Origin of the sequence: Bradyrhizobium sp. USDA 336 (genome assembly GCF_044908355.1) — a bacterium.
In the GTDB taxonomy this organism is placed as follows: Bacteria; Pseudomonadota; Alphaproteobacteria; order Rhizobiales; family Xanthobacteraceae; genus Bradyrhizobium; species Bradyrhizobium yuanmingense.
Map to the genome: position 1 here is coordinate 7,000,159 of NZ_JBIYDC010000002.1, position 25,174 is coordinate 7,025,332.

Below are 25,174 nucleotides of genomic sequence, written 5' to 3' on the forward strand. Positions count from 1 at the left end.
ATCCGCGGATGATTGCAGCGTCATGTCAGACGACGACGATTCACCGATCTCGGCGCGCGAGGCGAGTCGGCTCTTCGCGGGCCTGAGGGATGCCCCGGCGCTGGTGCTCGCGGTCTCCGGCGGGCCCGACTCGGTTGCCCTGATGTGGCTTGCAGCGCGCTGGCAGCGCAGCCTCGCGCGAGGCCCGCAACTCACGGTCGTCACCATCGATCACGGCCTGCGCCCGGAGGCCGCCCGCGAGGCGCGCGAGGTCAAGCGGCTCGCCGCGGCGCTCGGATTGCCGCACCGGACGCTGCGCTGGCGCGGTGAAAAGCCGAAGACGGGGCTGCCTGCCGCTGCGCGCGAGGCCCGCTATCGCCTGCTCGCACAGGCCGCGCGTGCCGCCGGCGCGAGCCATGTCCTGACAGCCCACACCCGCGACGATCAGGCCGAGACCCTGTTGATGCGCCTGTTCCGCGGCAGCGGACTTGCCGGGCTCTCCGCCATGGCTCCACTCACCGAGCGCGACGGAATCGTGCTGGCGCGTCCGTTGCTCGACGTTCCGAAATCGCAGCTGATCGCGACCTTGCGGCGGGCGAGGATCGGCTTTGCCGAGGATCCCACCAACCGCGACACCGCCTTCACACGGCCGCGGCTGCGCGCGCTGCTGCCGCTCCTCGCGGCCGAGGGCGGCGATGCCAGAAATCTGGCCCGGCTCGCGGCAAGGCTGGCGCGGGCCAATGCGGCGGTCGAGGTGCTTGCCGACGGCGCCGAGCGCTTCCTCCGCCTGCGGGCTCGCGGCGATGCGCCGCAGGCGGGCGTCAGGAGCTTCGAGGCCTCGGCCTTTGCGGCCCTGCCGGAGGAGGTGCGGCTGCGGCTCCTGCTGCGGGCCATCGACGCGCTCGGCCATGAAGGGCGGGCGGAACTCGGCAAGGTCGAAACCCTGATGTCCGTCCTTGATCGGGCGATCGCCAGCCCCCGCGCGGCCGCAAATGGCCGGCCGGTCCTGAAGCAGACCCTCGCAGGAGCCTTGATCAGCCTTGCCGGCGGGCGTATCCAGATCGCGCCGGCGCCGGCCCGGCGGCGCAAGGGCAGATGAGCGCGACGAGAGCGGATCATGACACCGGTCAATTCGCGTCCGTGCCGTCAGGCCACCTTAACCAGGCAGGAAAAACCCGGGTTCGGACGCCATGATTTCAGCGGGAATCGCGCTAAGATGGGATAAATAGTCCCATCTCGTTCCCTTGGCAGCGACCGGGGCGGCACCTAAATTGTATCCGTCTAACGATGAGGATTCCTTGGGATTTCCTCGCATTGACCAAATCAACTGCCCAAGGATCACGGCCGCGATCCGCGCGACCACGAAGGAAGATCGATGAACGCCAATCTGCGCAATTTCGCCCTCTGGGTCATCATTGTCTTGCTGCTGTTGGCGTTGTTCACGCTCTTCCAGAATCCGGGTCAGCGGGCCTCCTCGCAGGACATCGCCTTCTCGCAGCTGCTGAGCGAAGTTGACCGCGGCAATGTGCGCGACGTCGTGATCCAGGGACCGGACATCCACGGCACCTTTACCAACGGCTCCAGCTTCCAGACTTACGCGCCGAACGACCCGACGCTGGTGAAGCGCCTCTATGACAGCAAGGTGCAGATCACTGCGAAGCCGCCCGGCGACAACGTGCCGTGGTTCGTCTCGCTCTTGGTCTCCTGGCTGCCCTTCATCGCGCTGATCGGCGTCTGGATCTTCCTGTCGCGTCAGATGCAGGGTGGCGCCGGCAAGGCGATGGGCTTCGGCAAGTCGCGTGCGAAGATGCTGACGGAGGCCCATGGCCGCGTCACCTTCGAGGACGTCGCCGGCGTCGACGAGGCCAAGCAGGACCTGCAGGAGATCGTCGAGTTCCTGCGCGACCCCGGCAAATTCCAGCGCCTCGGAGGCCGCATTCCGCGCGGCGTGCTGCTGGTCGGCCCGCCCGGCACCGGTAAGACCCTGATCGCGCGCGCGGTCGCGGGCGAAGCCAACGTGCCGTTCTTCACCATCTCCGGTTCCGACTTCGTCGAGATGTTCGTCGGCGTCGGCGCGAGCCGCGTCCGCGACATGTTCGAGCAGGCCAAGAAGAATGCGCCCTGCATCATCTTCATCGACGAAATCGATGCCGTCGGTCGTCACCGTGGCGCCGGTCTCGGCGGCGGCAATGACGAGCGCGAGCAGACGCTGAACCAGCTGCTCGTCGAGATGGACGGCTTCGAGGCCAACGAGGGCGTGATCCTGATCGCCGCCACCAACCGTCCCGACGTGCTCGATCCCGCGCTGCTGCGTCCGGGCCGCTTCGACCGTCAGGTCGTGGTGCCGAACCCCGACGTCGTCGGCCGCGAGCAGATCCTGAAGGTGCATGTTCGCAAGGTTCCGCTGGCGCCCGATATCAATCTCAAGACCATCGCGCGCGGCACCCCGGGCTTCTCCGGCGCCGACCTGATGAACCTCGTCAACGAGGCCGCTTTGACCGCCGCCCGCCGCAACAAGCGGATGGTGACGCAGGCCGAGTTCGAGGAGGCCAAGGACAAGGTGATGATGGGCGCCGAGCGCAAGTCGCTCGTCATGACCGAGGAAGAGAAGCTGCTCACGGCCTATCACGAGGGCGGCCACGCCATCGTCGGCCTCAACGTGCCCGCGACCGATCCGATCCACAAGGCGACCATCATCCCGCGCGGCCGTGCGCTCGGCATGGTCATGCAGCTGCCCGAGCGCGACAAGCTGTCGATGTCGCTGGAGCAGATGACCTCGCGCCTCGCCATCATGATGGGCGGCCGCGTCGCCGAAGAGCTGATCTTCGGCCGCGAGAAGGTGACCTCGGGTGCGGCCTCCGACATCGAGCAGGCCACGCGCCTGGCCCGCATGATGGTGACGCGCTGGGGCCTGTCGGAAGAGCTCGGCACCGTCTCCTATGGCGAGAACCAGGACGAGGTCTTCCTCGGCATGTCGGTGTCGCGCACGCAGAACGCCTCCGAAGCCACCGTCCAGAAGATCGATTCCGAGATCAAGCGCCTGGTCGAGGAAGGCTACAAGGAGGCGACGCGCATCCTCACCGAGAAGCGCGCCGATCTCGAGACGCTGGCCAAGGGCCTGCTCGAGTTCGAGACGCTGACCGGCGATGAGATCGTCGACCTGCTCAAGGGCAAGAAGCCGAACCGCGAGTCGGTGCTCGAGCCGACCACCCCGCGCGCCTCCGCCGTGCCCCCGGCCGGCAAGCCGCGCCCGCGTCCCGATCCGGATCCCGGCCTCGAGCCGCAGCCGCAGGCGTAATTCCAAGCGGCAGTTGAGAATCGAAAAGCGCGGCGGTAACGCCGCGTTTTTTATTGTCCGAGCGCGCCTTCGCGAGCTGGCATTGCGCTGGCCCCTCCCGCAACGCAGGCGCCGCCGAACCAGAGCGTTCTGTTCCGGCGCATCGTTCGAGCCTGGGCCGTTTTGCCACAGCCATCCCGCTGAATCGGTTGCGGTGGGTCAAGAAGGAGCATCTCGACGGCGTTAGGTTCCGCCTCGTCAAAGGAGGCACACATGGCTTTCAAGGATGTTCTGTTGACCCTGGCGAGCTATCCGGAGCCGACGCCGGTTTCGGTGATCGACGATGCCGTCTCGGTGGCCGCCGCCTTGGGTGCGCACCTCGCAGCCATTTCCTGCGAGGTCCATGCGGAAGTGCGCGCAAGCCTGCTCGGGGATGTCATCCTGGACATACCCGCGCTTGTTGCGCGCGAGGCCGCCAAGAGCCGCGGGAATGCGAAAGCCCTGCTTGCCGCATTCGAAGCCTCCGCCGACAAATCCGGCGTCCGGCATGAGACCATCTTCGAGCAATGTGCAATCGCCAGCGAGGCCGCGCTGCTGGTCGACTATGCAAGGCTTCGCGATCTCACGATCATGGCGGTGCCGGACTCCCATGATCTGGGATACGCCGAGGAGGTGATCTTCGAATCCGGCAGGCCGACGCTGATCCTTCCCACCGGCCCGCGGTCGCGTCCGTTGCGGCTCGATGCCATCTGCGTGGCTTGGGACTTCAGCCGTACCGCTGCGCGAGCGGTTTCCGACGCACTTCCTTTGCTCGAAATCGCAAGAAGTGTGCGCCTCGTGACTGTCACCAATGAAAAGCCCCTGGATTCCAGACATTCCGGCCAAGAACTGGCGAAGAACCTCGCTCGTCATGGCATCGAGGTTGTGCGCGATGAGATCGATGCCGAGGGCAAGCCGATCGACGAGATCCTTGCATCTTACGTGCTATCCCACGGCATCGACGTCCTCGTGATGGGCGCGTACGGAACGCCGAGGTGGCGGGAATTCGTGCTCGGCGGCGCGACCAGGGGCCTGCTGTCCAAGCCGCCGATCCCGATCCTGTTTTCGCATTGACGGCTGGTGATGCAGGAGGTGGCGCCGCTCGGGTCTACGAAACTGGTCAGATCGCTGACGCTCACGCACGCGGTCCTCTACGGGCTCGGCGTGACGATCGGCGCCGGAATCTACGTCCTGGTGGGCGCGGCCGCCGCCCGGAGCGGAATGCATGCACCTCTGGCGTTCCTCGCTGCCGCGGTCGTGATGGGCGTGACGGCCGGGAGCTTTGCCGAACTGGGCACGCGACTGCCGGTCGCGGCGAGCGAGGCCGCCTATGTCCAGGCCGCGTTTCATCGAAAATGGCTCAGCGGTGCCACAGGGTTGCTCGTGGTGGCTGCAGCGACGATTTCGGGCGCGACCATCACCGTTGGGAGCGCCGGCTACATCAGCGTGTTCCTGCCGCTGCCGGCCAGCTGGATCATCGCCGGCGTCGTGCTCGCGATGGGAGCGATCGCCTGCCTGTCCGCGGTTCAGTCCATCAGCTTCGCCGGCTTGATGACGGTCGTGGAGATCGGAGGATTGGCCCTCATTGTCGGAGCCGGGCTGTTTGAGGGCGACGGCCTGGTCTCCCGGCTGCCCGAACTGTTGGCTCCCTTGAGCGATAAAGCAGCGTGGGCCGGGATCGCACAGACGTCGCTGCTCGCCGTGTTTGCGTTCATCGGGTTCGAGCACCTCGTGAACATCTCCGAGGAAATGAAGAATCCGTCCCAAACGTTGCCGTGGGCGCTCTTCATCACCCTCGGCGTGACCGCGCTCCTCTACATGATCGTCGTCTGGGTTGCGGTGGTCGCGGTGCCCCCGGCCGAGCTCGCGCACGCCTCGGCTCCGCTTGCACTTGTCTTTCAGCGGTTGACCGGTCTTCCCCTCTCGGTCTTGAGCGTCATCGCGATCGTTGCGACGGTGAACGGGATCATCGTTCACATGCTGATGATCGGACGTGTGCTGTACGGGCTTGCGGACCAAGGCAGCCTTCCGGCCTTTCTGGCCCGGGTGAACGCCAGAAGCGGCGCGCCGGTGGTTGCAACCCTCTTCGGCGTGGGCGCCATCCTGATCCTCTCCCTTGGCGTTCCCTTGACCGGATTGGCCGAATGGACCTCACGCCTGACGCTCGGGATCTTCGTCCTGGTCAACCTGGCGCTTCTTCGCATCAAGACGAGAGAATCCAAGCCTCCCGCCGGCGTGTTCCTCGTGCCCATTTGGGTGCCGATCGCAGGACTGTTCACAAGCGCCGCATTGCTCCTGATCGACCTCGTGGGATAGCGCCCGCGTGGCGTTTCGGCGGAGGACCCGGGCGTTGCGATGGCGGTTCTCTCGCTTCCGCCCGCGCGATCGGTGAAACATTAAAGAACACCTTAACATTTAAGGCCTAGCTTGGCCCGCCATGACTGATCAGGTCGTCTCCAGCGCGGTTCAACCGTTTTCGGCGCGTGCAGTGCTCCCTTGGGCTGTGGGGCTCGCCGTCTACGCTGTGTTGCTGGCTGTCGGCCCGAAGCTGCTCGGAGATCCCGACAGCTATTCTCACGTCGAGCTCGGGCGCTGGATCATGGCGCATGGGACCCTGCCGACGAGCGATCCATTTTCGTTTTCGAAGCATGGCGCGCCCTGGATCACGTTCGAATGGCTGTCGGAAGTCATCTATGCCGGAGCCTACGTTCTGTCCGGCTGGTCCGGCGTCGTCGTCGTCGCGGCCGCGGCGATCGCACTCGCCTTTGGTCTGCTCACATACTTCCTGCTGCGCGATCTGTCGCCGACCCAGACGCTGATCATGGTGATCGCGGCCATCATCCTGACGGCGCCGCACATGCTGGCGCGGCCACACGTGCTCGTGATGCCCATCATGGTGATCTGGGCGGCTGCCCTGGTGCGTTGCATGGATCATGGCAGGCCGCCACCATACTGGGCCCTGCCGCTGCTGGTCGTGTGGGGCAATCTGCACGGCAGCGGAGTGTTGGCGCTTGGCTTGATTGGACCCGTGGTGCTCGAGGCGCTGCTGCGCGAGGAGCGAAGCCAATGGCCACGCGTGCTGCTGCGCTGGGTGCCATTCACACTGCTTGCCGTCGCCGCATCCTGTCTGACGCCGCATGGGCCGGAACCGCTGCTGATGCCGATCACGACACTCGGCCTCGGTCCCGCGCTCGCCTGGATCGCGGAATGGCGGCCGCAGGATTTCAGCCGCATCGGCGGCTTCGAGCTGCTGTTGCTGGGGGGCATCTTCGCGCTCTCGCGCGGCGTCACGCTGCCGGTCGTGCGGACCCTGGTGGTGATCGGCTTGCTCCATTTCGCGCTGGCGCAGATGCGCAATGCGGATCTGCTGGCCATGCTGGCGCCGCTCTACCTCGCGGCCCCGCTGGCCCGGAGGTTCGGCGGGCCGAGCGGGAACGAGACCGACCGCTCCTCGCGCGGCTTGAACCTGGCGGCATTCGGCATCTTGGCCGCGATGAGTGGCTTGGCGCTGGCGCGCGACATCCGGCCGGCTCACCTCATCACCCCCGAGGCGGCCGTCGCCCGTGCCGACCTCGCCAAGGCGGGGCCGCTGCTCAACGATTATTCCTTCGGCGGCTATTTGGTCTTTGCCGGCATTCCAACCTTCATCGACGGCCGCGCGGAACTGTTCGGCGGACCGTTCATCGACCGCTACAATCGCGCCCTGGCGCTGATTGACCTCGGAGATTTTCTCAAGCTGCTCGACGACTACAAGATCCGCGCGACGCTGCTCGCACCGAATACGCCCGCCACAGCGATGCTTGACCGGCTGCCGCACTGGCAGCGCGTGTACAGCGACGATGTGGCGGTCGTCCACAAGCGCCGGGAGATGCAGTAAAGCCCGCTCGGCAGCAGCATCGAAGACCAGGTGTTGGCCTCACGTCCGAGATGATTGCGGCGGATCACTCGTTGATTACGTGCTTGGCGGGTACGGTCGCCGCCTCGTTGCGATCGAAGCCGGCTCGCTTCTGGACCACGTACAGTGGACGGCGCTTTACTTCGGCATGGATGCGGCCGACGTAAAGGCCCACGATCCCCGTCATCAGCATGTTCATTCCACACAACAGCGAGAGGAGGACGATGGTCGAGGACCAGCCGGTCACGAGATGAGCGTCGTTGCTCAGCCACATCACGACGACCCAGCCGCCGTAGAGCAGTGCGAATGCCGAGACGGTCAATCCGCACCAGATCGCCAGGCGCAAGGGCAGATCGGAAAAGCCGAGCGCGGCGTTCACCGCGAGTCGGATCATCTTGAACAGGGGGTACTTGGTCTCGCCCGCGGCGCGCTCGAGACGATGGAAGGTGACCTCGGCCTGGCGGAAGCCGAGCCAGGCGATCATGCCGCGTACGAAGCGATCCTGCTCCGGCATCTGCCTGAGCGCGTCCAGCACCTTGCGATCGATCAGGCGGAAGTCGCCGACGTCGGCGGGGATGCCTACGGAGGACATCTTGCCGAGCAGCCGGTAGAACAGGTGTGCGGTCGCGCGCTTGAATGGGCTCTCTCCCTCGCGCGACAGGCGGCGGGCGTGGACGACGTCGTTGCCTTCCTGCCATTTTGCGATCAATTGCTCGATCACTTCGGGCGGATCCTGCAAATCGGCGTCCATGACGATGATCGCGTCACCCTGCGCGGCGTCCATGCCGGCGGTGATGGCGACTTGATGGCCGAAATTCCGCGACAGGCCGATATAGCGAAAGCGGGAGTCGCGCACAGCGAGTGCCTGTAGCACGATCGAGCTGGAATCGCTGCTGCCGTCGTCGACGAAAATCGCCTCTGCCGGCCCGTCGAGCCGGGACAGCAGCAAGTCGAGCCGGCGTAACAATATCGGCAGTACGGCTTCCTCGTTGAACACGGGAATGACGAGGCTGTAGCGGATCGGTCCGGAATTGGCCGCCATGCGAAGGAGTCCAGCTGGGTTGCAGGGGCGGAAGTCTATGGGCAGGTGGTTAAGGTCGCCTTTCTCAGGACTTGCGGCGAATCCTATAGAGGACGAACCGATCCGAGGTCTGCAATAGTTCCAGCAGATCCGGCAGCGGGTTTGCGGCCCGCGGTCCCAGCACATAGAGGTAGTCGAAATCCCGGTACCAGGTGCGGACAAAGCGCGGCGAGTCCGCCGGCGGGCGGCCCGCTGCTATCGCGGTGAGAAGGCCTGAGGACACCAATCCGCCATCCGGAGTGGCAAGATGGCGCACGGCCTCGACGGCCCGAACAGGCTGCTTGCCCGCCTCCGTGAAGAGATTGGGCACGAACGCGTTGGCATAGTGCACCGCCAGCGTTGGCGCATAATACATCGGATACGCGGTGAGATCGGCGAAGGGCGGGTCGCCCGCTTCGTCCGCATTGCTGACGAGGACGCGCGAGCCGCGTTCGACCTTGCGGAACGACTCGACAATGGCCGCGTAGTCAGCGCGGTAGGGCAGCCATACCGTGAAGACAACGGCGAGATTGATCAGCGTGATGCCGCTGATCGCAGCGAGTGCAGCCATCCGCCAAGCCCGGCTTGGCAGCGACAGCGAGCAGAACGCCGGCAGGATCAGCGCCGCAGCAGGAAACACGCGGAGGTCGGCGAAAGAGGTCCCGAACAGTCTCGAGGGAATGGCCACGTACAGGAGCGCAAGACCGAGCGCGATCCAGATCCCGGCGGGCTCGAGCCTGAGCACGCCGCGCCTTGCGGCGAACAGCAACGCGGTCATGAGGGTCAGCCCGGTCACCGCCGCGGCCGTCAGGTTGTAGCCGTTCATGATGCGGAGCGGCCAGACCGGCTTGAATGCGAGGAACCAATCGTTGCCTTGGCTTCCGATCGCGCCTGCCGTGACATGCATGATCGCAAGCAGCGCAAGCGCCGGTAGGGCCAGCGCGCCCAGCCGCGCGGCCGCGACGGGATACGCGACCCGCCCTTGGCGGATGCGCGACAGCTCGAAAAGGCCGAGCGTTGCGCCATAGATGCCGAGCGAAAAGAAATGCGCCACATAGAGCGCGGCGACGAAGATCAGATTGGCCATGAAGCGCAGCGGCCAGGGGCCTTCGGCCAGCATCAGATAGACGGCGATGCCCCAGAGCGCGAGGCCGAGCCCGAACTCGAAGTTCACGAAACCCCAGCTGAACGGCAGGCAATAGAGGAAAGCGAGCGCGGCGAAACCGGCGAGATGGATGCGTCCCTTCCTGACCCATTCGAGCAGAAGCGCACCGGTGACGATCAGGCATTGGCTCAGCAACAGAAACAGCCGCGTCGCGTTCTCGACGCTCATCAACCGCGCCAGCTGCGGGACCAGCAGGTCCATTCCGAGGTTGGGATAGAAGGCCCACCTCACCTCGTAGTACGGATTTGCACCCGCGGTGCCGTTCTGGCTCAGAACAGACATGCGGGCGAGGTGATTGGGATAATCGACCATCGCCGGAATGGGCGTCAGCAGCACCGGAACAAACGAGACCACAGCCAGCATCGCAAGCACGATCATCGCCACGGCTCGGTCCGGGTCGGGACGCGCCGGATCTGACAGGATCGGCTTGCTGGAAGGAACCATCTGATGAAGTGGCTGAGGCCGAAGACGCGCGCTGGAGCGGCTCGTCACTTCGAAGGCGCCGCGGTCGCGCCGTCTGCGGCGTCGCGCACGTGGATCACGGCGATGTCGTCCGCATAGATCCGCTTCCAGCCCTTGAGCTGGTCGAGGATCTGCGGGCCCGGCGCATCCGCGCCCAGCAGTGTTGCATCGATCTTGTGCTCGTCGAGCAGGCGTGGCAGCAGCTCGGGCTTCTTGCCCTCGGTCGCCTTGAAGAAGTCCATGATGAATTTCTCGCCGTAGAGCTCGGCGCGGCCGTCGACGAAAACAGGGATATTGCGCGAGATCAGATAGCCGCCGAACTGGTAGGCGTTGAAGACGCGCTGCACCTTGCGTTGCTCGAGCAGGTCGACCGCCGCAACCGGCGTCTGCGTCATCGTGAAGGTGAAGCGGTGGTGCCCCAGATAGAGCGAGGTCGAGGTCCAGCTTGCCGCCACGATCATCAGTGCGCCGAGCGCCGTGACGTAGCGGCCCGGCCAGCTTTCGGCACCGGCGGCCTCTGGCTGTGGCTGCGGGAACATCTCGCCGAGCGGCTTTGCCAGCACCAGCGGCACCAGGAATGCAAATGCGTCGATGCTCCTGACGTGGCTCAACGCGCTCCAGGTCAGGAACAGGATCAGGAAGATCCGGGGTGCCGACAGCACCAGGCCGCGATAATAGCCGAATGCGATCAGGGCGAGCAGGGCGCCTTCGAACGGGGTGAACGTGGCGAAGTTCGCCGGCATCCATTCGACGATCAGCGTCAGCAGCTCGCCGAGGCTGAGGATGTTGGTCGCGCCCTGCAGCGTTCGCCAGCCGTACGGCGTGCAGCAGCTCGCGATCAGCGCCCCGATTCCGAACAGCACCCAGCGCATGAACAGGGCGAGCCGCCGTCCCTTCTCGGCATGCTCGACCGCTTCGAGCGAGATCGGGCCGATCAGCGCGAGCCCGAGCACGAAGCCGCCGTGCAGGTTCGCCCACAGCGCCATCAGCGGCAGCCAGGTCCAGGACGGCGCGCTCCTGCGGCTCGCAGCCGCCATCAGCAAGCCGACCCACGCCACCATCACCGGCAGCGCGAGAATATGCGGGCGCGCCAGCACGTGGTGAATCGACAGCAGCAGCGCCAGCATCGCGAACAGCACCGCGCGCGGGGCTCCGATATGCACTTCGAGCAGATAGACGAGGATCGCGACGGTGAGCGCGACGGCGGCCGCGGTGAGGATGACGGGGCCTGCCCAGCCCCATTGTGCATGCGAGAAGGCGAACGCGACCTGCGACAGCCAGGACGTCGAGATCCACGGCGCGCCCGTCCGCGTGAAGGAATAGAAGTCGATCATGGGCATGGCGCGGTGATCGAGGATCCATTGCCCGATCTTGATCTGCCAGAACGAGTCGGAATCCTGAAGCAGCGTGTCGCCGAGAAAAAGGAAGAACAGATAGGCGCCGGCGCCGACGCACAACGGCACCAGGGCACGCGCGCGACCTTGCACCGCGATGCTGTTGGCGAAGGAAAGGGACATGCCGTCTCGTCGTCCTGGTTGTTCTTGCCGGCCCGAGCGGGCGGCATTGGACCACGCCGGTCATAACTTCGGGTAAACCGGCCGCGCTAGGCCGGCGTCAGATGCGTACAATTTAACGGATTGTTTCGAACTTGGATTTACCATGGGCCGATACACGCAATCCGCTCGGTGTTTACGCAGCCAAATTAACTGCGGTGCAATTCTTTGCCTCTACGTTCCGTTGCCATGGTCGGGCGGCGCTGGGAAGCCGAAGAGACCAGATCAGTTGTAGCCTCGTGTACTCATTTGGAGCACTCTATGAAGAACCTCGTTGCGCGTTTCATGAAGGATGAATCCGGCGCCACCGCCATTGAATACGGCCTGATCGCTGCCGGCATCGCGCTGGCGATCATCACCGTCGTCAACAACCTCGGCACCACGCTGAACACGAAGTTCAGCTCGATCTCGACCAGCCTCAAGTAAGGCCGGACGACCAGCGGAATAGCGAAGGGCCCCGTCATCGACGGGGCTCTTTTGCGTTGCCCGGGAATTCGGCGCGGGGCGTTCGACGATCAGGCTTAAGCCTCCTTCAAGTCACTCGGGTGTATGGCTTGGGCGCATCCGCCTCACATCATCGCGCAAGGAAGCCGCATGGCCGAAGCCTCCTCCGTCCCGTCTGCCGTCGGCCGTCACGGTGCGGTCCCCGCGATCCTCGTCAACATCTCCTTCGTGCTGGCGATCGTCACGCTGGCGTATTTTCCGACGGCCTATCTCGCCCATCTCTGGATCTTTGACGCCGACGGGCGCGGCATTCCCACCGATTTCGTCAACGTCTGGGCGGCCGGAAGACTGGCGCTCGAGGGGCATCCCGCGCAGGCCTGGGATTGGGACATTCAGAAGCAGGTCGAGCTTGCGCTGCTCAAGCAGGATTTCGTCGGCCATTTCGCCTGGCACTATCCGCCGCCCTTCCTGTTCGTCGCGTCCTTCCTCGCGCAGTTTCCCTATACGGTGGCTTTCATCGGCTGGGCCGCGTTCAGCATGGTGCCCTATCTCGCCGTGATGCGCGCGATCATCGGGCGCAATGCGGGCCTTGTGATTGCGGTTGGATTTCCGGCCGCCTTCCTCAACATCCTGGTCGGGCAGAACGGTTTCCTCACGGCCTCGCTGATCGGCGGCATGTTGTATCTGCTGCCGACGCGGCCGGTGCTGGCTGGAATCTGCGTCGGGCTGCTGAGCTACAAGCCGCAATACGGATTGTTGTTTCCGCTGGTTCTGCTCGCCGCCGCCGAATGGACCGTGCTGTTCACCGCCGCAATCGTCACCGTTGCGATCGCTGCACTATCCTGGCTCGCCTTCGGCACCGAGAGCTGGCAGGCGTTCTTCCACTGGATCCCGATGTTCTCCCAGGCCTTCCTGACCGAGGGCCGGGCGCCCTGGTTCAAGATGCAGAGCATCTTCGCGCTGGTGCGCTATGTCGGCGGCACCGAGCAGCTCGCATGGATATTCCAATGGGTGTTGACCGCTTCTGTGGCCGTCGCGCTGGTCGTGGTGTGGCGGAGCCGGCTGCCCTACGCCCTCAAGGCAGCGATGCTCGCGACGGCGACGCTGCTCACGACGCCCTATCTTTTTATGTACGATCTGGTTGTGCTGGGCGTCGCGGTGGCCTTCCTCATCCGCGCCGGGCTCGATGAAGGTTTCGCGCGCCACGAAGTGATGGCGCTGGCGCTCGTCTTCGCGCTGCTTGCGAGCTTCCTGTTTCTCGGGCAACCGGTCGGCTTCCCGGCAATCCTGATCGTGTTCGGGATGATCCTCGGACGCTGCGCAGCCTGGCGGAGTGCCGAGGCCGCATCGGCGCAGCTCGCTCTCACGCGAACGAGCTGAGAAGCGCGATCATGCTCTGATCGGGCTCCGGGTGAGACGCTGGGGCGTGTACTCGTTGACGCTCGCCGTCAGCGCGCCGGTGTTTGCTGCACTCTCGATGGCGCCGGACAAGTTGACATTTCTCAACGGCCGCGATGGTCGATGAATGGACATGGCGGAATTATTCGATCACCTCGTCGGCGCGGGCAAGCAACGCCGGGGGCAGGGTCAGGCCGAATGCCTTTGCCGTTTTCAGATTGATCAGGAATTCAAATCTGGTCGCCTGATAAATCGGAATGTCACCCGGTTTGGCACCTTTCAGGACCTTGTGCACGTCGTCGGCCAACCGCCTGAACAGCTCCGAGAGATTGAGAGCATAACCCATCAGCACGCCGGCTTCGACGTAGTCGCGGTACGGACATATCGTCGGCAGGCGTTTTTTCACGGCGAGCTCGGCGATGAATTGGCGATTGGCGTAAAGATCGCCCTCTCCGCTCACAAGCACGGCGTCCGGCCGTTGCTCGGCTATAGCATCGAAGACGCGCTCAATCTCCGAGGGTTTCCCTTCCTGTGGGAAGACAAAGGTCAGTGAGATTCCCAGGCGGGTGGCGGCATTCTGCAAGACCTGGCCCACAGACCCATCCCAACCGCCGCGCATCCCGAGGAATACGGCCTTCTGCATCGAAGGAATCGCTTCTTTCAAGAACTCCAGCCGCTTGCCCCAGATCTCGATGCCGGCATCAAGCGTGATGCCGGTGAGGTTGCCGCCGGGCTGCTGAAGGTTGGTCACCAGTCCCGCCTGCAGCGGATCCAGCATGAAAGCAACGATCGGTATCGTATCGGTTGCCGCCTTGAACATGGTTACGACGGGATTCGTTCCGGTGACGATGACATCCGGCTTGCGGCTCACGATTTCACGGATCACTTCGGCATAACGATCATGACGCCCCTCGGCCCAGTAGCGCTCGATGATCAGATTTTGTCCTTCCAAATAACCCAAACGGCGCAACTCGCCGAAAAAGGCGCGCCATGGGCTGCCTCCGCCCGTTTCAGTCAGGAGCGCCGGCGGGATTGCCGGATGGAACATCGCCAGCAGCGGCGGTCTGGCCGCTTGCTGCGCGTGCGCCGCCAGCGGCCACACCGCCGCGGCGCCTAGCAGAGTAATGAGCTCGCGTCGCCTCACAGCATTGCCTCCGCGCGCTGACCAAAACAATAGCACACCTCGGCAACGTGGGAGAGCGCTGCGCTGCGGAATTCCGGCCCGGCTCGGGACTGGGTTGGGTTATTCTCGACGGTTGGGCCTGGACTCCGTTGCGCCCGGTCTACCCCTCACAGGCGACGTCGAGGCGGCAGACGGTGTTGGCCGCGATGGGCGCCGGCTGAGAGCCGGAGATTGTCGGCCGAGCGCCGGAGATGGAACGCGGCTGGCAATTTACCGAAGCTTAGCGCTCGTTGCTGCACAACCGACAGATGTTGCGCCTTCGCACGAGGGATGTCCGCGCGTGAGAACGCTGCTCAAAATTGCCCTCGTGGCTGCCTGCGCTGCAATCCTCGCCACAGTGCTCCTGGTCATCGTCTTGGCTGGTGTCCTTGGGATGCAATGGAGCAGGACGTCGCAAATACTGAGCTCTAAGACGGGGCTCTATGTTTTGCCGACCATCATCTTCTTCGAGTTCTGTTTCCTCACGAACGACCTTTTGGCCTATCTTTGTGAGAAATACGAGCTGGACTTCGGGCTACGTTTCTCCGAGGTGCCATTCGAGTTCGACCTCGACAACCGTGGCACTCCCATTCCGCTCAGGACGAAGCTCGCTCGGCTGTATCCCCTCTCCATTCTGCTGACTCTGCTTGGGTTCGCTGTCGCGCTGATGACGCGGCAATGAGGTCGGTCCTTCAGGTCCGCAGCGGCTCAAAGGCGGCCCTGGCCAGCTTGCATTGCCTCGTTCGGATCACCATCAGGAAGCCGGCTTCGTGCATTTAGTTGCGCGCGCTCCCGCGGCACTTGAAGGCCGCCTTATCATCTTCCAGCAATTCGATGGTGCATCGGATCATCGCCAGGCTAAGCGCGTCCATTCCCGGTGCCATCAACCTGCGGAACTGTTCAATCTCGTTGTCTATCTTGACGCATTTGTTGCACATGTTCATCCCGCGGCTTGGAGGCGGGAGCAACCAGCTCTCAGTCACCGATAGTAGCCCACGGATCCGAAAAGGTGATTAAGCTTAAAGCCGTTCGCCCAGCGGCGTTCCCAGAAAGCCACATGGAAATCACGATCAGCAGCAGGACGTCCCGTCAATGGCATACCAACTCGAGCAAAAACGCCGCCCGCTTAAATGAAGCGCAGGCGGCGGCTTACCAGCCCCGGGAGGGTGAGAGTAAAATCCCGATAGACGTTGGTCTCCACGTGGCATGCTGAAGTTCATCACGCCGCACAAGAGCGAGACTTAAATTCACGAGGGCGCCTGTAGTCCCGGTGAGGACAGCCAATTGTTAATCTCCCCCGCAACATCGATCTGCCGGGCTTTTCGCAGAAGCTCCGTGCGGCGGACACCAACGGGCATCCCCTCGGCCTGTAGGCGCAGGTTGATCGCCTCTTGCGCGAGGCGGTATTCAAGTGTCGAGAATTGTCCTGGGGACGGTTGAGGCGGCATGTTTGACGCTCCGCTTGGGGTTGAGCGGGAGCGCAACTTTGCGTTCACACCACCGATAGATGCTAAGGGCCGCTCGATGGTAGTGAGACAGTGCGCCTTTATCTGCCGAATAGCGAGCGCTTTGTTCGGTTCCTGGCAGGAACTATTGCGAATTGCTGGAAGCTGACGCCGGGGTCGAGAGGCAACGTGCCGAGGACAGGACAGCTGCAAACCGAGCGCTTCTATTGGCGTTGCTGATCTCTGAGCGATCGGCTGATCGCTCGTTCAGCTGCGCTGACGGCCTCCGCTCGATTGAAGGCAATTCCCGTTCGGGGTGACCGACCGTCTCGCTCAAACGACCATTTCCAGCCGGGCGGGTTGATCGTCTGGACCACCGTGTATCTAATCCCAAGATGTTCCATGCGTCATCATGACTCCGGGCCGAAGCAACCATGCGCGGTGACAAACCTCGATCACTCAGCATCGTTTGAAGTCTTTTCTTCGAACGATCGACGCGGACCGCTTTGAATTCCGCTGGCCCGTCAAGCAGGCGCTGCTTTCTGGCCGATTGGTCCTTAGAGCTCGCAGAGTGGTCTGCCCTCCCATCCAAAACCGTGCCCGCCAGATGAAGAGCGCGCTTTCGTTGGCGGCCCACTCGGCGATCATTAGCATCGTTCGTCATCTTACAGGGTCTCTCAATTGGCGCGCACGTTCGGAAGCGAAACTCAGCAACCGCGGCAAATATTTTTGAGCTTCGCGGCGGTTCGGGCTTCTTCCGCAAGGAATGGATCCTTGTAGCCTGACGATGGATCGACGCCGGCTTCGGTGGGCTTCCTGGCTTTTGGAGGAAATGCCGCATCGTAACAGGAGAGGCGGGCGCTGGTGCTTTCAATCGCACGGCAATTCGGCTCCGCAGCAACAGCTGCTGGCGTGAATGTGCCCAGTGCGGATGTCAGCAAAAGCGCCGCGGTCAATATGCCGGTTCGAACCATCTTCATGCTGAGCACTCCTAGCTAATTGGTTTTACTCGCCCAGGTGGGACTCTCGCCGGTCCAGGCCGGAAGAGCATCCCATTCGGACCAACGCATCCGGCGCTCCTCACCTCCGACCCTCACGAAAACAAAGGGAGCATCGTCCCGGCCAGTCTTCGAACCAACGAAGATCGCCGGAACCCCGTAGGCATCCCTGATGATTGCCGTGTTTGCCATTTTTGGGCTCCCGTTTGGCTTGAACTGGCGCAACGCCCCGGTTTGCAGTTCTGACGCATGGTGATTGAACGGACTTACCGCTATAAAATGGCCGTGACCGCAATCAGCAGTACGAGGAAGACCGGTACCAACAAAGGTGGTACGAGCCACTCACGAATGTCGAATTTGTCGGAATTTGCCATCTGACCGCCTTCTCTTGGGTTGAGGGCGGGAGCGCAAAGCTCTCAGTCACCGATAACAGCCACGTAGCGCGCGGTGATGCGAACTCTGTAGCAGTCTTCTAAGCAATTAGCGAGATCAATCTCAGCCGGCTGGTACCCAATCGCCCAAGGCGAGCGCTTTACACAAGCTCGTCAGTCCACACCTTGAAGCTGACGAGCGTATTGGGTCCGAAAGTATGGACGATCGGAACATCCGCCGCATCGCGGCCTTGCGCGATCAGGACGCGCCCGATTCGCGGAGTGTTGTTGCGGGCATCGAACGTGTACCAGCGGCCGCCAAGATAGGCTTCGAACCAGCCTGCAAAGTCCCCGGGGGCATGGGGCGGCGGGATCCCGATGTCGCCGAGATAGCCGGTGCAATAGCGGGCTGGAATGTTCATGCAACGGCAGAATGCAATGGCAAGATGCGCATAGTCGCGGCAGACGCCCTTGCCCTCGTTGAATACGTCCCAAGCCGTCATGGTGGCCCGCGCGTGCTCGTAGCCGAACGCGATGTGATTGTGCACGAAATCGCAGATCGCCTGGACCCGTGGCCAACCCGGCGCCGCTTTCTCGAACAGCTTCCATGCGATGTCGGAAAGCCGATCGGTTTCGCAGTAGCGGCTGCCAAGCAGATAAACGATGGTATCAGGTGGAAGATCCTCGACCGCGTATTGTGTCGCGGAAGGTGCGATCACATCAGGCAAACCGTTATCGCGCACTGCACCGTTGGCGGAAAGGCGCATGCGGCCAGCAGGCGCAACGAACCGACTGCACCAGTTTCCAAAGCCGTCGCGGTATGGCGAGATCGGCACGGAAGGCTCGGTGATGAGGTGATCCGGCACAATGATGTCGGACGCGCGGGTGAAGTGCATGCCGACGACAGCAATCAATGGTGTGACTTGCTGGAAGTCGTAGGTCATTTCGAAGCCAACCTGTATTTTCATGCTTGGGGCCTGTCTCGACAAAACTCGAATTGGCCGCGGGGGTGATCGTGCTGGCAACGGCGGGCGGCGGTCCGGTGACAAGCCTAGTCGAGCGTGCCCGAGGTCTGCAACGGGCCAATAGGCCACATGGCAAGTTTGCCCGGAGAAGAGATTTGCTCGGAGAAGAGAGAAGGCGCCAGCTGAAGATGCCCCTTGGCGCCCATTGAAGAGATCGAGCCTGCCAAAGCTTCGAAAACATCATCCAGGAGCAAAGTTCGTTCGCCTTGGCTGGGCTCTCAAGTCTGCGTTCCGCGCGCGGCCCGCGCGATCACCATAGAAGCAGCCAAGGCTGCCCTTCTTCGCCTGCGGGAGGTTCCCGTGCGAACCGTTGACGTCTCGGCCGCGATCGAACGGGCACTCGATGTCTTCATCGAACTCGATGGTGTCACGCAACAGGAAATGTCGCCCCTCAAGCTAGAGCCGGCAACGTCACTGACGAGGCCTGCTTTGATTTGTCATTGGACAACCGCCACAGGAGACGAGCGGCGAACAAGGGGAGGATCAGTAAAGCGATCGGTATTTGCGCGAAGCCGAATGGAAACATCAGAATAGGCAACATCCACAACGCAAGTGAAAGAATTTGATCGGCGAACGCTTCGTTTCCGCGCTGACGCAGGAGCGCGACAATCCATCCGAATACGACCATGTCGTAGTTCATGATCCAGGGTGAAAACAAGAAGGTGGCGGTAACGAAGAGCGCTAGTGAGAGGACCGGATCGCGCTTGCGCCAGAACGTCCAAACCACCGCACCGACGGCGCATACCGACGCCGCTCCTTGCACCACCCAGGCTAGATCAGCCGGAAGACCCGCAAGGCGTGCGTTAATCAAGGCCGAGGCGACGATCGGCCAGCCCATGATACCTGCCACATCGAGCAGTTCGTTCTGTTGCGGCAAAACCTTATGCAAATACGCTGTCCAGATTTCTGGCCCAAACCATGCTGCAGTCGCGGCGACAAGAAACACCGTCGTGACGACGGCTGAACCAATGACTCGCCAGTGCCCACCCAGCACCAGCACGATCGGAAGCAGGAGTCCGAGTTGCGGCTTGATGGTCAGGATACCAAACAAAATTCCAGCGAGTATCGGCCGTCGCTCGAGGTTTGCAAGACCGCCGATCAAGAGCGCGGCGGTCAAGAAACCATTCTGGCCGAGGAAGACGTTAACCGTGACGGCAGGTGCGACGGCCAGAAACACCCAGTATTTTCGTTCGACACCGCACGATGTTGCCGTCCAAACATACAGGGCGAGCCCGGCGACGCACCACGAAATGTACGACGGCAGAAAACCAAGCAAGCCAAGGGGCCAAATGAAGAACAGCAGATGCGGCGGATACGACCAATACAGAGGTGCCAGATCGGGGATGCCGGTCACCTTCGTTATTGCAGCCATGTAGGCGCCGGAATCAAACCAGTCAGCAGGGCCGCCGGAAAAAGCCGATCGGCCGCCCATCCAGGTGTTCATGAAATCTCGACCAACCGGAAAGCCGCCTGGGTCAAGTACGAACGATGGGAACGACTGGGCTGCTGCCAGTTGGAAGTCAAATATGACGATCGCTAGCAGAATGGCCGCAGCGACCACGGTGAAGGCCGCGTAAATCCTGACTGATGTGGAATTGCCTGTGCCAAGCTCGCCATGATTCATTGTACAGCTCAAAGGGGTAAAGCCTCTGTTCAAGGAAGGGCGGTGGTTTTCAAAGTGAGCCCCGCGCGATCAGCGGGCAGCTTTCGATCACCGTGCCGGGGCGGGCGCCCTCGATGGTGACGCAGGGCCGTGAGCGATCGATGGTGAGCTCGTAGCGACCCAAGAGCGCGCTGCGGTCCGGTTCGCCGCGCATGTGCAATTCGCGGACGCCGCCGGGCAGCGGCGCCTTCAGCCCGGCGCGAATGCGCTGGTCGAAGATGCCGCCGGGGACGATTGGCACGGCGATATCGGCGAGCAGGTAGAAGCGCGACTGGGAGGGGAGCTGCGGCGCGATATAGGCGAGCGGCTTGCCGAGGATGAAATAGGTCGCGGGCTGATCGAGCTCGTAGGCGATCTTCGGCCGGTAGACGTCGGACCAGGGGCGGTGCCACCAGTCCGCCGGCTGCGACCACGCTGCGATCGCGACTGCGACCGTCAACGTCAGCGCGGCGAGCGGTCGAGGGGACGTCGTCAGCCATGTCGGCCCCACGCTTCCGGCGAGGCGCGCGAGCAACAGAACGATCAGCGGGCCGCACAGGAGCTCCAGAACCACCGCATAGCGCTGGATCGAGAACAAGCCGAGCCATGCGAGGTAAGAGGCCGCAAACAGCACCACCAGCTGCAAGTCACCCCGGGTGAGGATCGCGCTCTTGCGCCTCGCGCGGACCCACAGGCCGAGCGCGAGCAGGACCATCACCACCGCGAAGCGCGCGTCGCGGAACGGATGCTCCGCGCCTCGGTGGTCGCCGATCAGCCAGTAGAAGGGGTAGGCCAGTGCGTCGAGCACGCCATGCGGCATGAACTGCGCATCCATCAGATTGACGTCGGCTACCTCGCTCGACTGAAACAGTGCATTGAACAGCGGGAAGATCGGATTGCCGGTGTCGCGCCACGTGATCAGGCACCATCCGCCGCCGGTGAGCGCCGCGCCGAAAATCCCCCCGATTCCAAGAAGCGTGATCGCCCGCAGCGGACGCGCAGAGACGAGCAGCGCCGCGGCAGCGCCGATCGCGTAGACGACATTGGTCAGCTTCAGCCCGACGGCGGCGCCGATCAGCAATCCCGCGAGCAGGACACAGATCGTGGGTCGGCGATCCGCAGTCAGGATCAGAAGGCAGCCGCCGATCACGGGCAGGGCCAGCAGCACGTCGGAAAAGCTGGTGCCGACTTCCGAGAGCGTCATCGGACCTGACGCCGCGATGACGACCACTGCTGCGACCGACGCGATGGTTGCGGCCTGGCGCAGCACCAGACGTGCGAACAGCCAGATCAGCGCAAGGTTGAGGCCGTGAACGGCGCCGATGATCATCAGCCCGTAGGGCGCCGGCAGGACATGGCGGAAATAGTAGACGGGAAAATAGACGAGCGGATTGAAGTAGGTCTGAAAGCCCGGTGGAATCACATCGACGCCATAGCGGCCGTTGAGAACGGCCCAGACATTGTATTCGTGGTAGTTCTGCCAATCCCAGTTGACGTCTTCGCCCATGGCCAGGGTGTAGAGCGCGCCTGCCAGCATCGAGCAGACGACAATGGCGATGGTTGCAAGCGCATTGCCGCGCTGCTTCGCCCTCCACGATCGCCGCAGCCTGTCGGCCGCCGGCAGGGACATGACCTCTCGCAGATCGGAGGAAATCGCCGCGCGTTCCAGCATCAAGGCGCCATGTGCGCCGGCAACTTCACGAGCAGAGTCGGGTCGCTGAACCGCAGGAAGCCCGCTCGTGAAACGCATTGCCGAATTCCAATTTACAACCGTATGACTACGGATAGCCAGTTAAGGTTGTATGAATCAATGCGGGAATTCCTCGGTACTACACGTAAAGGTCGCGTTCGGCCGATCAGTTTGCGGGAGAGGGCAGGGAGGGGTGTTTCCACAATGGGGATGATCCCAAGCCGAAGCTATTCACGCGCCCGCGCAGTCCGCTCACGCTGCGCAGCCTGGCGGGGGGCCGGCGGCCGACCTCAACTGCTTCGGCCGGCCGTCCAAATGCGCGCCCGCGGACGGTCGCTGCGCGTGCGTGATCCGCGTTTGCGTCCATCCTGACGGCTTGCAGTTATCGTCTCGGCAGAGCCGTAAGCTCTCGAGGCGGCTTGATCGGCCAGAACGAATATGCCGCCAGTTCTTTCGAATGCTGCGCGAACATTTTGACCTGTCTGCTTGTAAACTCCGTCATGACGCCGAAAAATTCAGTTGGTGACCTGATCGTCGCAAGTCTCAGGCCCAATTCAAAAGCAAATTGCGCGTTGATCCCGGCTATCTCAAGAAGCTTCGTTTGAAACGCCTGCATGTTTGCCGTCGCTAGAGCAGAGCCTTTCGTTGCATCGCTATCCGTCATTCTCTGACTGAGGTCATCTACTAAGGAATCCGGCAGAGGCTCAATGATAGTGACCTCGTGTTGAGGATCATCTTGAAGCTCAGGAAGCGGTTCGACCGAGTCTGCCGCAGCAGAGTGAAGTAAATTCTCTTTCGGGCTTCTAACAATGGCCTGCTTGTTCCGTTGGGCCCGCGAGGGCATTTTCGGATTGCGGGCGCGCTTTGGCGCTGCCGCTGGTTTGCGCTTGCTCATCTGACGCTCCAGGAAAATGGGGGGGCGACCACAACGGTCATGTCTGAAATGACAACAGGCTTGGTGACGTGGCGTTCCAATTCCGTGCTGTTGGGTGCCGCATGAACTGAGACCAATCGCACGTTCTACGATGTCGACCCTGATCTTTGGTAGCAAACATCGGCGTCAGTCTGAGAACAATCAGCCCTCCGCTCGTTGTTCTCTCCAGATCGCCTTAAATTGCGGCGACCATGATGGGCCATATCGCTGGAGCGAGTTGGTGCTCTAGCACTAGCAGTAGTACCAGCGGTTCTTGGTGGAGGAGAGGAAGAGTACGAGGTCATCCATGTGGGTGACGGCGCAGAGCCGTAGGCGTGGTACGCAACGGCGGGTCGCCGACCCTCATCACGGACGTCAAGCTGCCCGAAGGCATCGACGGATGGCAGATCGCCGAACGTTGCCGCGAGGATGGCCCCAACCGACCGGAGATCTATGCGATCTGTTTCTCGCCGTCGCGCCCGCGCTGGCGGATACAGGCCGGCTTCGGACGCCAAACTGATCCGGGAGCTCGGCGATGTGCTCGAGGACAACCTGAGCGCCCTGACTATCCACTGAGCGAATGCTCGAGGAAGAAGCGCAATATTTCCCTGGTCGCATCCGGCCCTTGCGGATCAGTGTAGGACCCAGCGGGGCTACCGCCTGACCACGCGTGTCCGGCGCCATCGATGTTCCAGTGTTCGGAAATCGCCCGGCCGGCCCCGTCGATCAGGATGGTGCGAGTATAGGAATGGCCGTGGGGTACGCGTCCACGAAGCACCTTCCTAGTCGACCTCGTTGCGCTGGCGGACTGCTCGATAATCTGATCGCCATTATTTGGATGCACCGTTGTGTCGCGATCGCCATGGAAAACGATGGTCGGCACAGAAATGTCCGCAATTGCCCTGGAGCCGCCTCCCTGCCGCATGGCGATGAACGCGGAGGAAAGATCACTCGCGGCTCCGCACGCGAGGCCTGAATGAATACCGACGGCCGCATACAGGTCGCTATACGTTGCGCCCATGATGGCGGCGGCGGCCCCGCCGGCCGACAGACCCGCGACGTATACGCGCTTCGGATCGATCACATGGTCGCGCATGATCTGGCGGGTAATGCCGGCGATTATCGAGGGCTCGCCCCCGCCGCGGCGCTGGTCGCTCGTGCGAAACCAGTTCCAGCACTTCGACTGGTTGGCTCCGCTCGGCTGCTCAGGATAGGCCACCAAGCAATTCTGCTCTTCCGCCAGAAAGTTCATCCGGGTGCCGGCCGCGAAATCGTCCGGCGACTGGGTGCAGCCGTGAAGCATGACGATCAGGGGAAGCCGTTGTTCCTGATAGCGGCTTGGGATGAACAGCTTATAGGTCCGGCTTCCCGCGACGTTACTGAACTGGCCGGCGATGAACCGTGTGCCCTCCGGCACGATGTCCGATGGGGACAGAGGAGCGCGTGCGATCGGACTTCGCAGGCGGAGCCCGGAAACATCCCGCATGCCGTCGCGCAGTAAGGAGGGTCTGAGTCCCTGACCAGAGCGGGCCGGCGCAATCTGCGGAGCTTTCCGCTCCTCGACAACGTCGGCCGTGGCGTCGATGGTAAGCGGATCGCACCGCGGGAGCTGAGCCTGAGTGGCGCTGCGCCAGTCCGGTGTTGGAGCAATGCCGCCCTGGAGCATGCGCTCCAGCAGTGCGGTGGCCTCAACTAGTTGGCCGGCACGCGTGAGGCGGGTTGCTTCGCGGACTATGTCTTGATTCAGCATCATTCACCTTGTTCTGTCGGCGAGAGCGGCCTTGACCGCGGGAGTGGCGTGAAGCGCCCCCAGCACCGAGACCGACGCGATTGTGGCGCGAGCCAACGCGGGAGTGACGTCCTGGGCGATGGTGGCCAAGCCCAAAACATTGATTTGCAGCATCTCGCCGGCGCGCCGCGCCGCTTCGAGGTCCTCGCGAGTGTAATGGCGGAGCCCGAGGTCCAGGTTCTTCCGGGCCGTGGACTGTCTGACGACCTCTCTGTGTCGCTCGAGCTGGTTGCGGATTGCTGTCCGGATGAAATCGGTCCGGTTCGAATAGAACCCTTCCTGCACCATAAGATCGACATGACCGAGGTCAACGTAGCCAAGGTTGATCGTGATCTTCTCGGTGTCGGGGGCCTTGGGTCGCAGCTCGTGCACGTTAGCAGCCATAGCGAAACATCCCCTTACCATCCAGCTGGATGGTGATTGGATGTTAGTTGGATGTTCGCCAGCGTTTTTCAAGGGAAGCCATTCAAATGATCCTGGACGAGCAGCTCGCGTGGGTGGGCCGTCTCACGTCGAGAGCGGTCGCCGCTTCATGGAGGCCAGACAAATTCCTGGCGAAACTAGCTTCCACGCGGCGTTGCGGGCACTCTCTGGCTTCTCCTTGCGGCTAGGAGCTTTCGATTGGGCCCCGCTTGCCTCATTCTGTTCCTCTCGAGAAATCGCCGGGCTAGGCGGATATTCTCATGTGAATGACGCGCTCCATGGCAGGCCTCCTTAGACGCGGCCAAGAATTCAAATTAGGACAGCGCTGCGCCTTTGGTCGGATATGCCGCCCAATCCTTTCCCATGCAGGCGAGTACATTGGCGGCGAGCGACAGGTCTTTGAAGTCGTCGTTCGCTGTAGAACTAACAAAGGGAGATCGCCGC

The 25,174-nt window shown here is 62.8% G+C and carries 19 protein-coding genes; 8 read left to right on the top strand and 11 right to left on the bottom strand.

Annotated features, from left to right (window positions below; translation table 11 throughout):
- The first annotated feature begins 22 nt into the window (after positions 1 to 22).
- The 5 genes from tilS to ABIA45_RS33815 all read left to right on the top strand — a co-directional run bounded on the left by tilS (position 23) and on the right by ABIA45_RS33815 (position 7,172).
- Entirely contained in the window at positions 23 to 1,078 is a 1,056-nt protein-coding gene (tilS, locus tag ABIA45_RS33795; RefSeq protein WP_404654923.1) for a tRNA lysidine(34) synthetase TilS, read from the top strand.
- Between the two features lie 276 nt (positions 1,079 to 1,354).
- Positions 1,355 to 3,277, top strand: coding sequence for an ATP-dependent zinc metalloprotease FtsH (ftsH, locus tag ABIA45_RS33800; RefSeq protein ID WP_035998585.1), 1,923 nt, complete (start codon positions 1,355 to 1,357; stop codon positions 3,275 to 3,277).
- 252 nt (positions 3,278 to 3,529) lie between these two features.
- On the top strand, positions 3,530 to 4,369 hold the full coding sequence (locus ABIA45_RS33805; protein WP_404654925.1) for a universal stress protein: 840 nt from the start codon (positions 3,530 to 3,532) through the stop codon (positions 4,367 to 4,369).
- A 9-nt stretch (positions 4,370 to 4,378) separates the two neighbouring features.
- Positions 4,379 to 5,611: an APC family permease gene (locus ABIA45_RS33810; RefSeq protein WP_404654927.1), complete on the top strand. Its 1,233-nt coding sequence runs from the start codon at positions 4,379 to 4,381 to the stop codon at positions 5,609 to 5,611.
- A gap of 121 nt (positions 5,612 to 5,732) precedes the next feature.
- A complete protein-coding gene (locus ABIA45_RS33815; RefSeq protein ID WP_404654928.1) occupies positions 5,733 to 7,172 on the top strand; it encodes a hypothetical protein in 1,440 nt (479 codons plus the stop codon).
- Between the two features lie 64 nt (positions 7,173 to 7,236).
- On the opposite strand, the gene ABIA45_RS33820 is transcribed toward ABIA45_RS33815, so the two are convergent.
- From ABIA45_RS33820 to ABIA45_RS33830, 3 genes are all read right to left on the bottom strand, one after another.
- On the bottom strand, positions 7,237 to 8,232 hold the full coding sequence (locus ABIA45_RS33820; RefSeq protein WP_404654929.1) for a glycosyltransferase family 2 protein: 996 nt from the start codon (positions 8,230 to 8,232) through the stop codon (positions 7,237 to 7,239).
- 64 nt (positions 8,233 to 8,296) lie between these two features.
- Positions 8,297 to 9,859: a hypothetical protein gene (locus ABIA45_RS33825; RefSeq protein WP_404654930.1), complete on the bottom strand. Its 1,563-nt coding sequence runs from the start codon at positions 9,857 to 9,859 to the stop codon at positions 8,297 to 8,299.
- Between the two features lie 44 nt (positions 9,860 to 9,903).
- A complete protein-coding gene (locus ABIA45_RS33830) occupies positions 9,904 to 11,394 on the bottom strand; it encodes a hypothetical protein (protein WP_404654931.1) in 1,491 nt (496 codons plus the stop codon).
- Between the two features lie 297 nt (positions 11,395 to 11,691).
- Between ABIA45_RS33830 and ABIA45_RS33835 the strand changes: the two genes are divergently transcribed.
- A complete protein-coding gene (locus tag ABIA45_RS33835) occupies positions 11,692 to 11,856 on the top strand; it encodes a Flp family type IVb pilin (protein ID WP_035998610.1) in 165 nt (54 codons plus the stop codon).
- A gap of 168 nt (positions 11,857 to 12,024) precedes the next feature.
- Complete coding sequence (locus tag ABIA45_RS33840) at positions 12,025 to 13,254, top strand: glycosyltransferase family 87 protein (protein WP_404546018.1); 1,230 nt, start codon at positions 12,025 to 12,027, stop codon at positions 13,252 to 13,254.
- 160 nt (positions 13,255 to 13,414) lie between these two features.
- Here the strand turns inward: ABIA45_RS33840 and ABIA45_RS33845 are convergent, their stop codons facing one another.
- Entirely contained in the window at positions 13,415 to 14,416 is a 1,002-nt protein-coding gene (locus ABIA45_RS33845) for an ABC transporter substrate-binding protein (RefSeq protein WP_404654933.1), read from the bottom strand.
- Between the two features lie 319 nt (positions 14,417 to 14,735).
- On the opposite strand from ABIA45_RS33845, the gene ABIA45_RS33850 reads away from it, so the two are divergent.
- Complete coding sequence (locus ABIA45_RS33850) at positions 14,736 to 15,116, top strand: hypothetical protein (protein WP_404654934.1); 381 nt, start codon at positions 14,736 to 14,738, stop codon at positions 15,114 to 15,116.
- A gap of 1,470 nt (positions 15,117 to 16,586) precedes the next feature.
- Here ABIA45_RS33850 and ABIA45_RS33855 read toward each other — a convergent pair.
- The 7 genes from ABIA45_RS33855 to ABIA45_RS33885 form a co-directional block, all read right to left on the bottom strand.
- Positions 16,587 to 16,859: a hypothetical protein gene (locus ABIA45_RS33855; RefSeq protein WP_404654936.1), complete on the bottom strand. Its 273-nt coding sequence runs from the start codon at positions 16,857 to 16,859 to the stop codon at positions 16,587 to 16,589.
- 550 nt (positions 16,860 to 17,409) lie between these two features.
- Positions 17,410 to 18,216 carry a transglutaminase family protein gene (locus ABIA45_RS33860; RefSeq protein WP_404654937.1) on the bottom strand — a complete coding sequence of 269 codons (807 nt, stop codon included), beginning with the start codon at positions 18,214 to 18,216 and terminating at the stop codon, positions 17,410 to 17,412.
- Between the two features lie 448 nt (positions 18,217 to 18,664).
- Positions 18,665 to 19,897: a glycosyltransferase family 87 protein gene (locus tag ABIA45_RS33865; RefSeq protein ID WP_404654938.1), complete on the bottom strand. Its 1,233-nt coding sequence runs from the start codon at positions 19,895 to 19,897 to the stop codon at positions 18,665 to 18,667.
- 49 nt (positions 19,898 to 19,946) lie between these two features.
- The gene (locus ABIA45_RS33870; RefSeq protein WP_404654939.1) at positions 19,947 to 21,545 is read right to left on the bottom strand and encodes a glycosyltransferase 87 family protein; all 1,599 of its coding nucleotides are present in this window, start codon (positions 21,543 to 21,545) and stop codon (positions 19,947 to 19,949) included.
- A gap of 442 nt (positions 21,546 to 21,987) precedes the next feature.
- Positions 21,988 to 22,500, bottom strand: a complete 513-nt coding sequence (locus tag ABIA45_RS33875; RefSeq protein WP_404654941.1) for a Phasin protein — start codon at positions 22,498 to 22,500, stop codon at positions 21,988 to 21,990.
- Between the two features lie 583 nt (positions 22,501 to 23,083).
- On the bottom strand, positions 23,084 to 24,268 hold the full coding sequence (locus ABIA45_RS33880; protein ID WP_404655794.1) for an alpha/beta hydrolase family esterase: 1,185 nt from the start codon (positions 24,266 to 24,268) through the stop codon (positions 23,084 to 23,086).
- A gap of 3 nt (positions 24,269 to 24,271) precedes the next feature.
- Positions 24,272 to 24,691: a CopG family transcriptional regulator gene (locus ABIA45_RS33885; protein ID WP_271542966.1), complete on the bottom strand. Its 420-nt coding sequence runs from the start codon at positions 24,689 to 24,691 to the stop codon at positions 24,272 to 24,274.
- Between the last annotated feature and the right edge of the window lie 483 nt (positions 24,692 to 25,174).

Coding starts and splice junctions, on each gene's coding strand:
- ABIA45_RS33860 (WP_404654937.1), bottom strand. CDS start 18,216: ATGAAAATACAGGTTGGCTTCGAAATGACCTACGACTTCCAGCAAGTC.
- ABIA45_RS33840 (WP_404546018.1), top strand. CDS start 12,025: ATGGCCGAAGCCTCCTCCGTCCCGTCTGCCGTCGGCCGTCACGGTGCG.
- ABIA45_RS33870 (WP_404654939.1), bottom strand. CDS start 21,545: ATGTCCCTGCCGGCGGCCGACAGGCTGCGGCGATCGTGGAGGGCGAAG.
- ABIA45_RS33825 (WP_404654930.1), bottom strand. CDS start 9,859: ATGGTTCCTTCCAGCAAGCCGATCCTGTCAGATCCGGCGCGTCCCGAC.
- ABIA45_RS33880 (WP_404655794.1), bottom strand. CDS start 24,268: ATGCTGAATCAAGACATAGTCCGCGAAGCAACCCGCCTCACGCGTGCC.
- ABIA45_RS33885 (WP_271542966.1), bottom strand. CDS start 24,691: ATGGCTGCTAACGTGCACGAGCTGCGACCCAAGGCCCCCGACACCGAG.
- ABIA45_RS33805 (WP_404654925.1), top strand. CDS start 3,530: ATGGCTTTCAAGGATGTTCTGTTGACCCTGGCGAGCTATCCGGAGCCG.
- ABIA45_RS33875 (WP_404654941.1), bottom strand. CDS start 22,500: ATGAGCAAGCGCAAACCAGCGGCAGCGCCAAAGCGCGCCCGCAATCCG.
- tilS (WP_404654923.1), top strand. CDS start 23: ATGTCAGACGACGACGATTCACCGATCTCGGCGCGCGAGGCGAGTCGG.
- ABIA45_RS33810 (WP_404654927.1), top strand. CDS start 4,379: ATGCAGGAGGTGGCGCCGCTCGGGTCTACGAAACTGGTCAGATCGCTG.
- ABIA45_RS33815 (WP_404654928.1), top strand. CDS start 5,733: ATGACTGATCAGGTCGTCTCCAGCGCGGTTCAACCGTTTTCGGCGCGT.
- ftsH (WP_035998585.1), top strand. CDS start 1,355: ATGAACGCCAATCTGCGCAATTTCGCCCTCTGGGTCATCATTGTCTTG.
- ABIA45_RS33830 (WP_404654931.1), bottom strand. CDS start 11,394: ATGTCCCTTTCCTTCGCCAACAGCATCGCGGTGCAAGGTCGCGCGCGT.
- ABIA45_RS33835 (WP_035998610.1), top strand. CDS start 11,692: ATGAAGAACCTCGTTGCGCGTTTCATGAAGGATGAATCCGGCGCCACC.
- ABIA45_RS33855 (WP_404654936.1), bottom strand. CDS start 16,859: ATGAAGATGGTTCGAACCGGCATATTGACCGCGGCGCTTTTGCTGACA.
- ABIA45_RS33865 (WP_404654938.1), bottom strand. CDS start 19,897: ATGAATCATGGCGAGCTTGGCACAGGCAATTCCACATCAGTCAGGATT.
- ABIA45_RS33820 (WP_404654929.1), bottom strand. CDS start 8,232: ATGGCGGCCAATTCCGGACCGATCCGCTACAGCCTCGTCATTCCCGTG.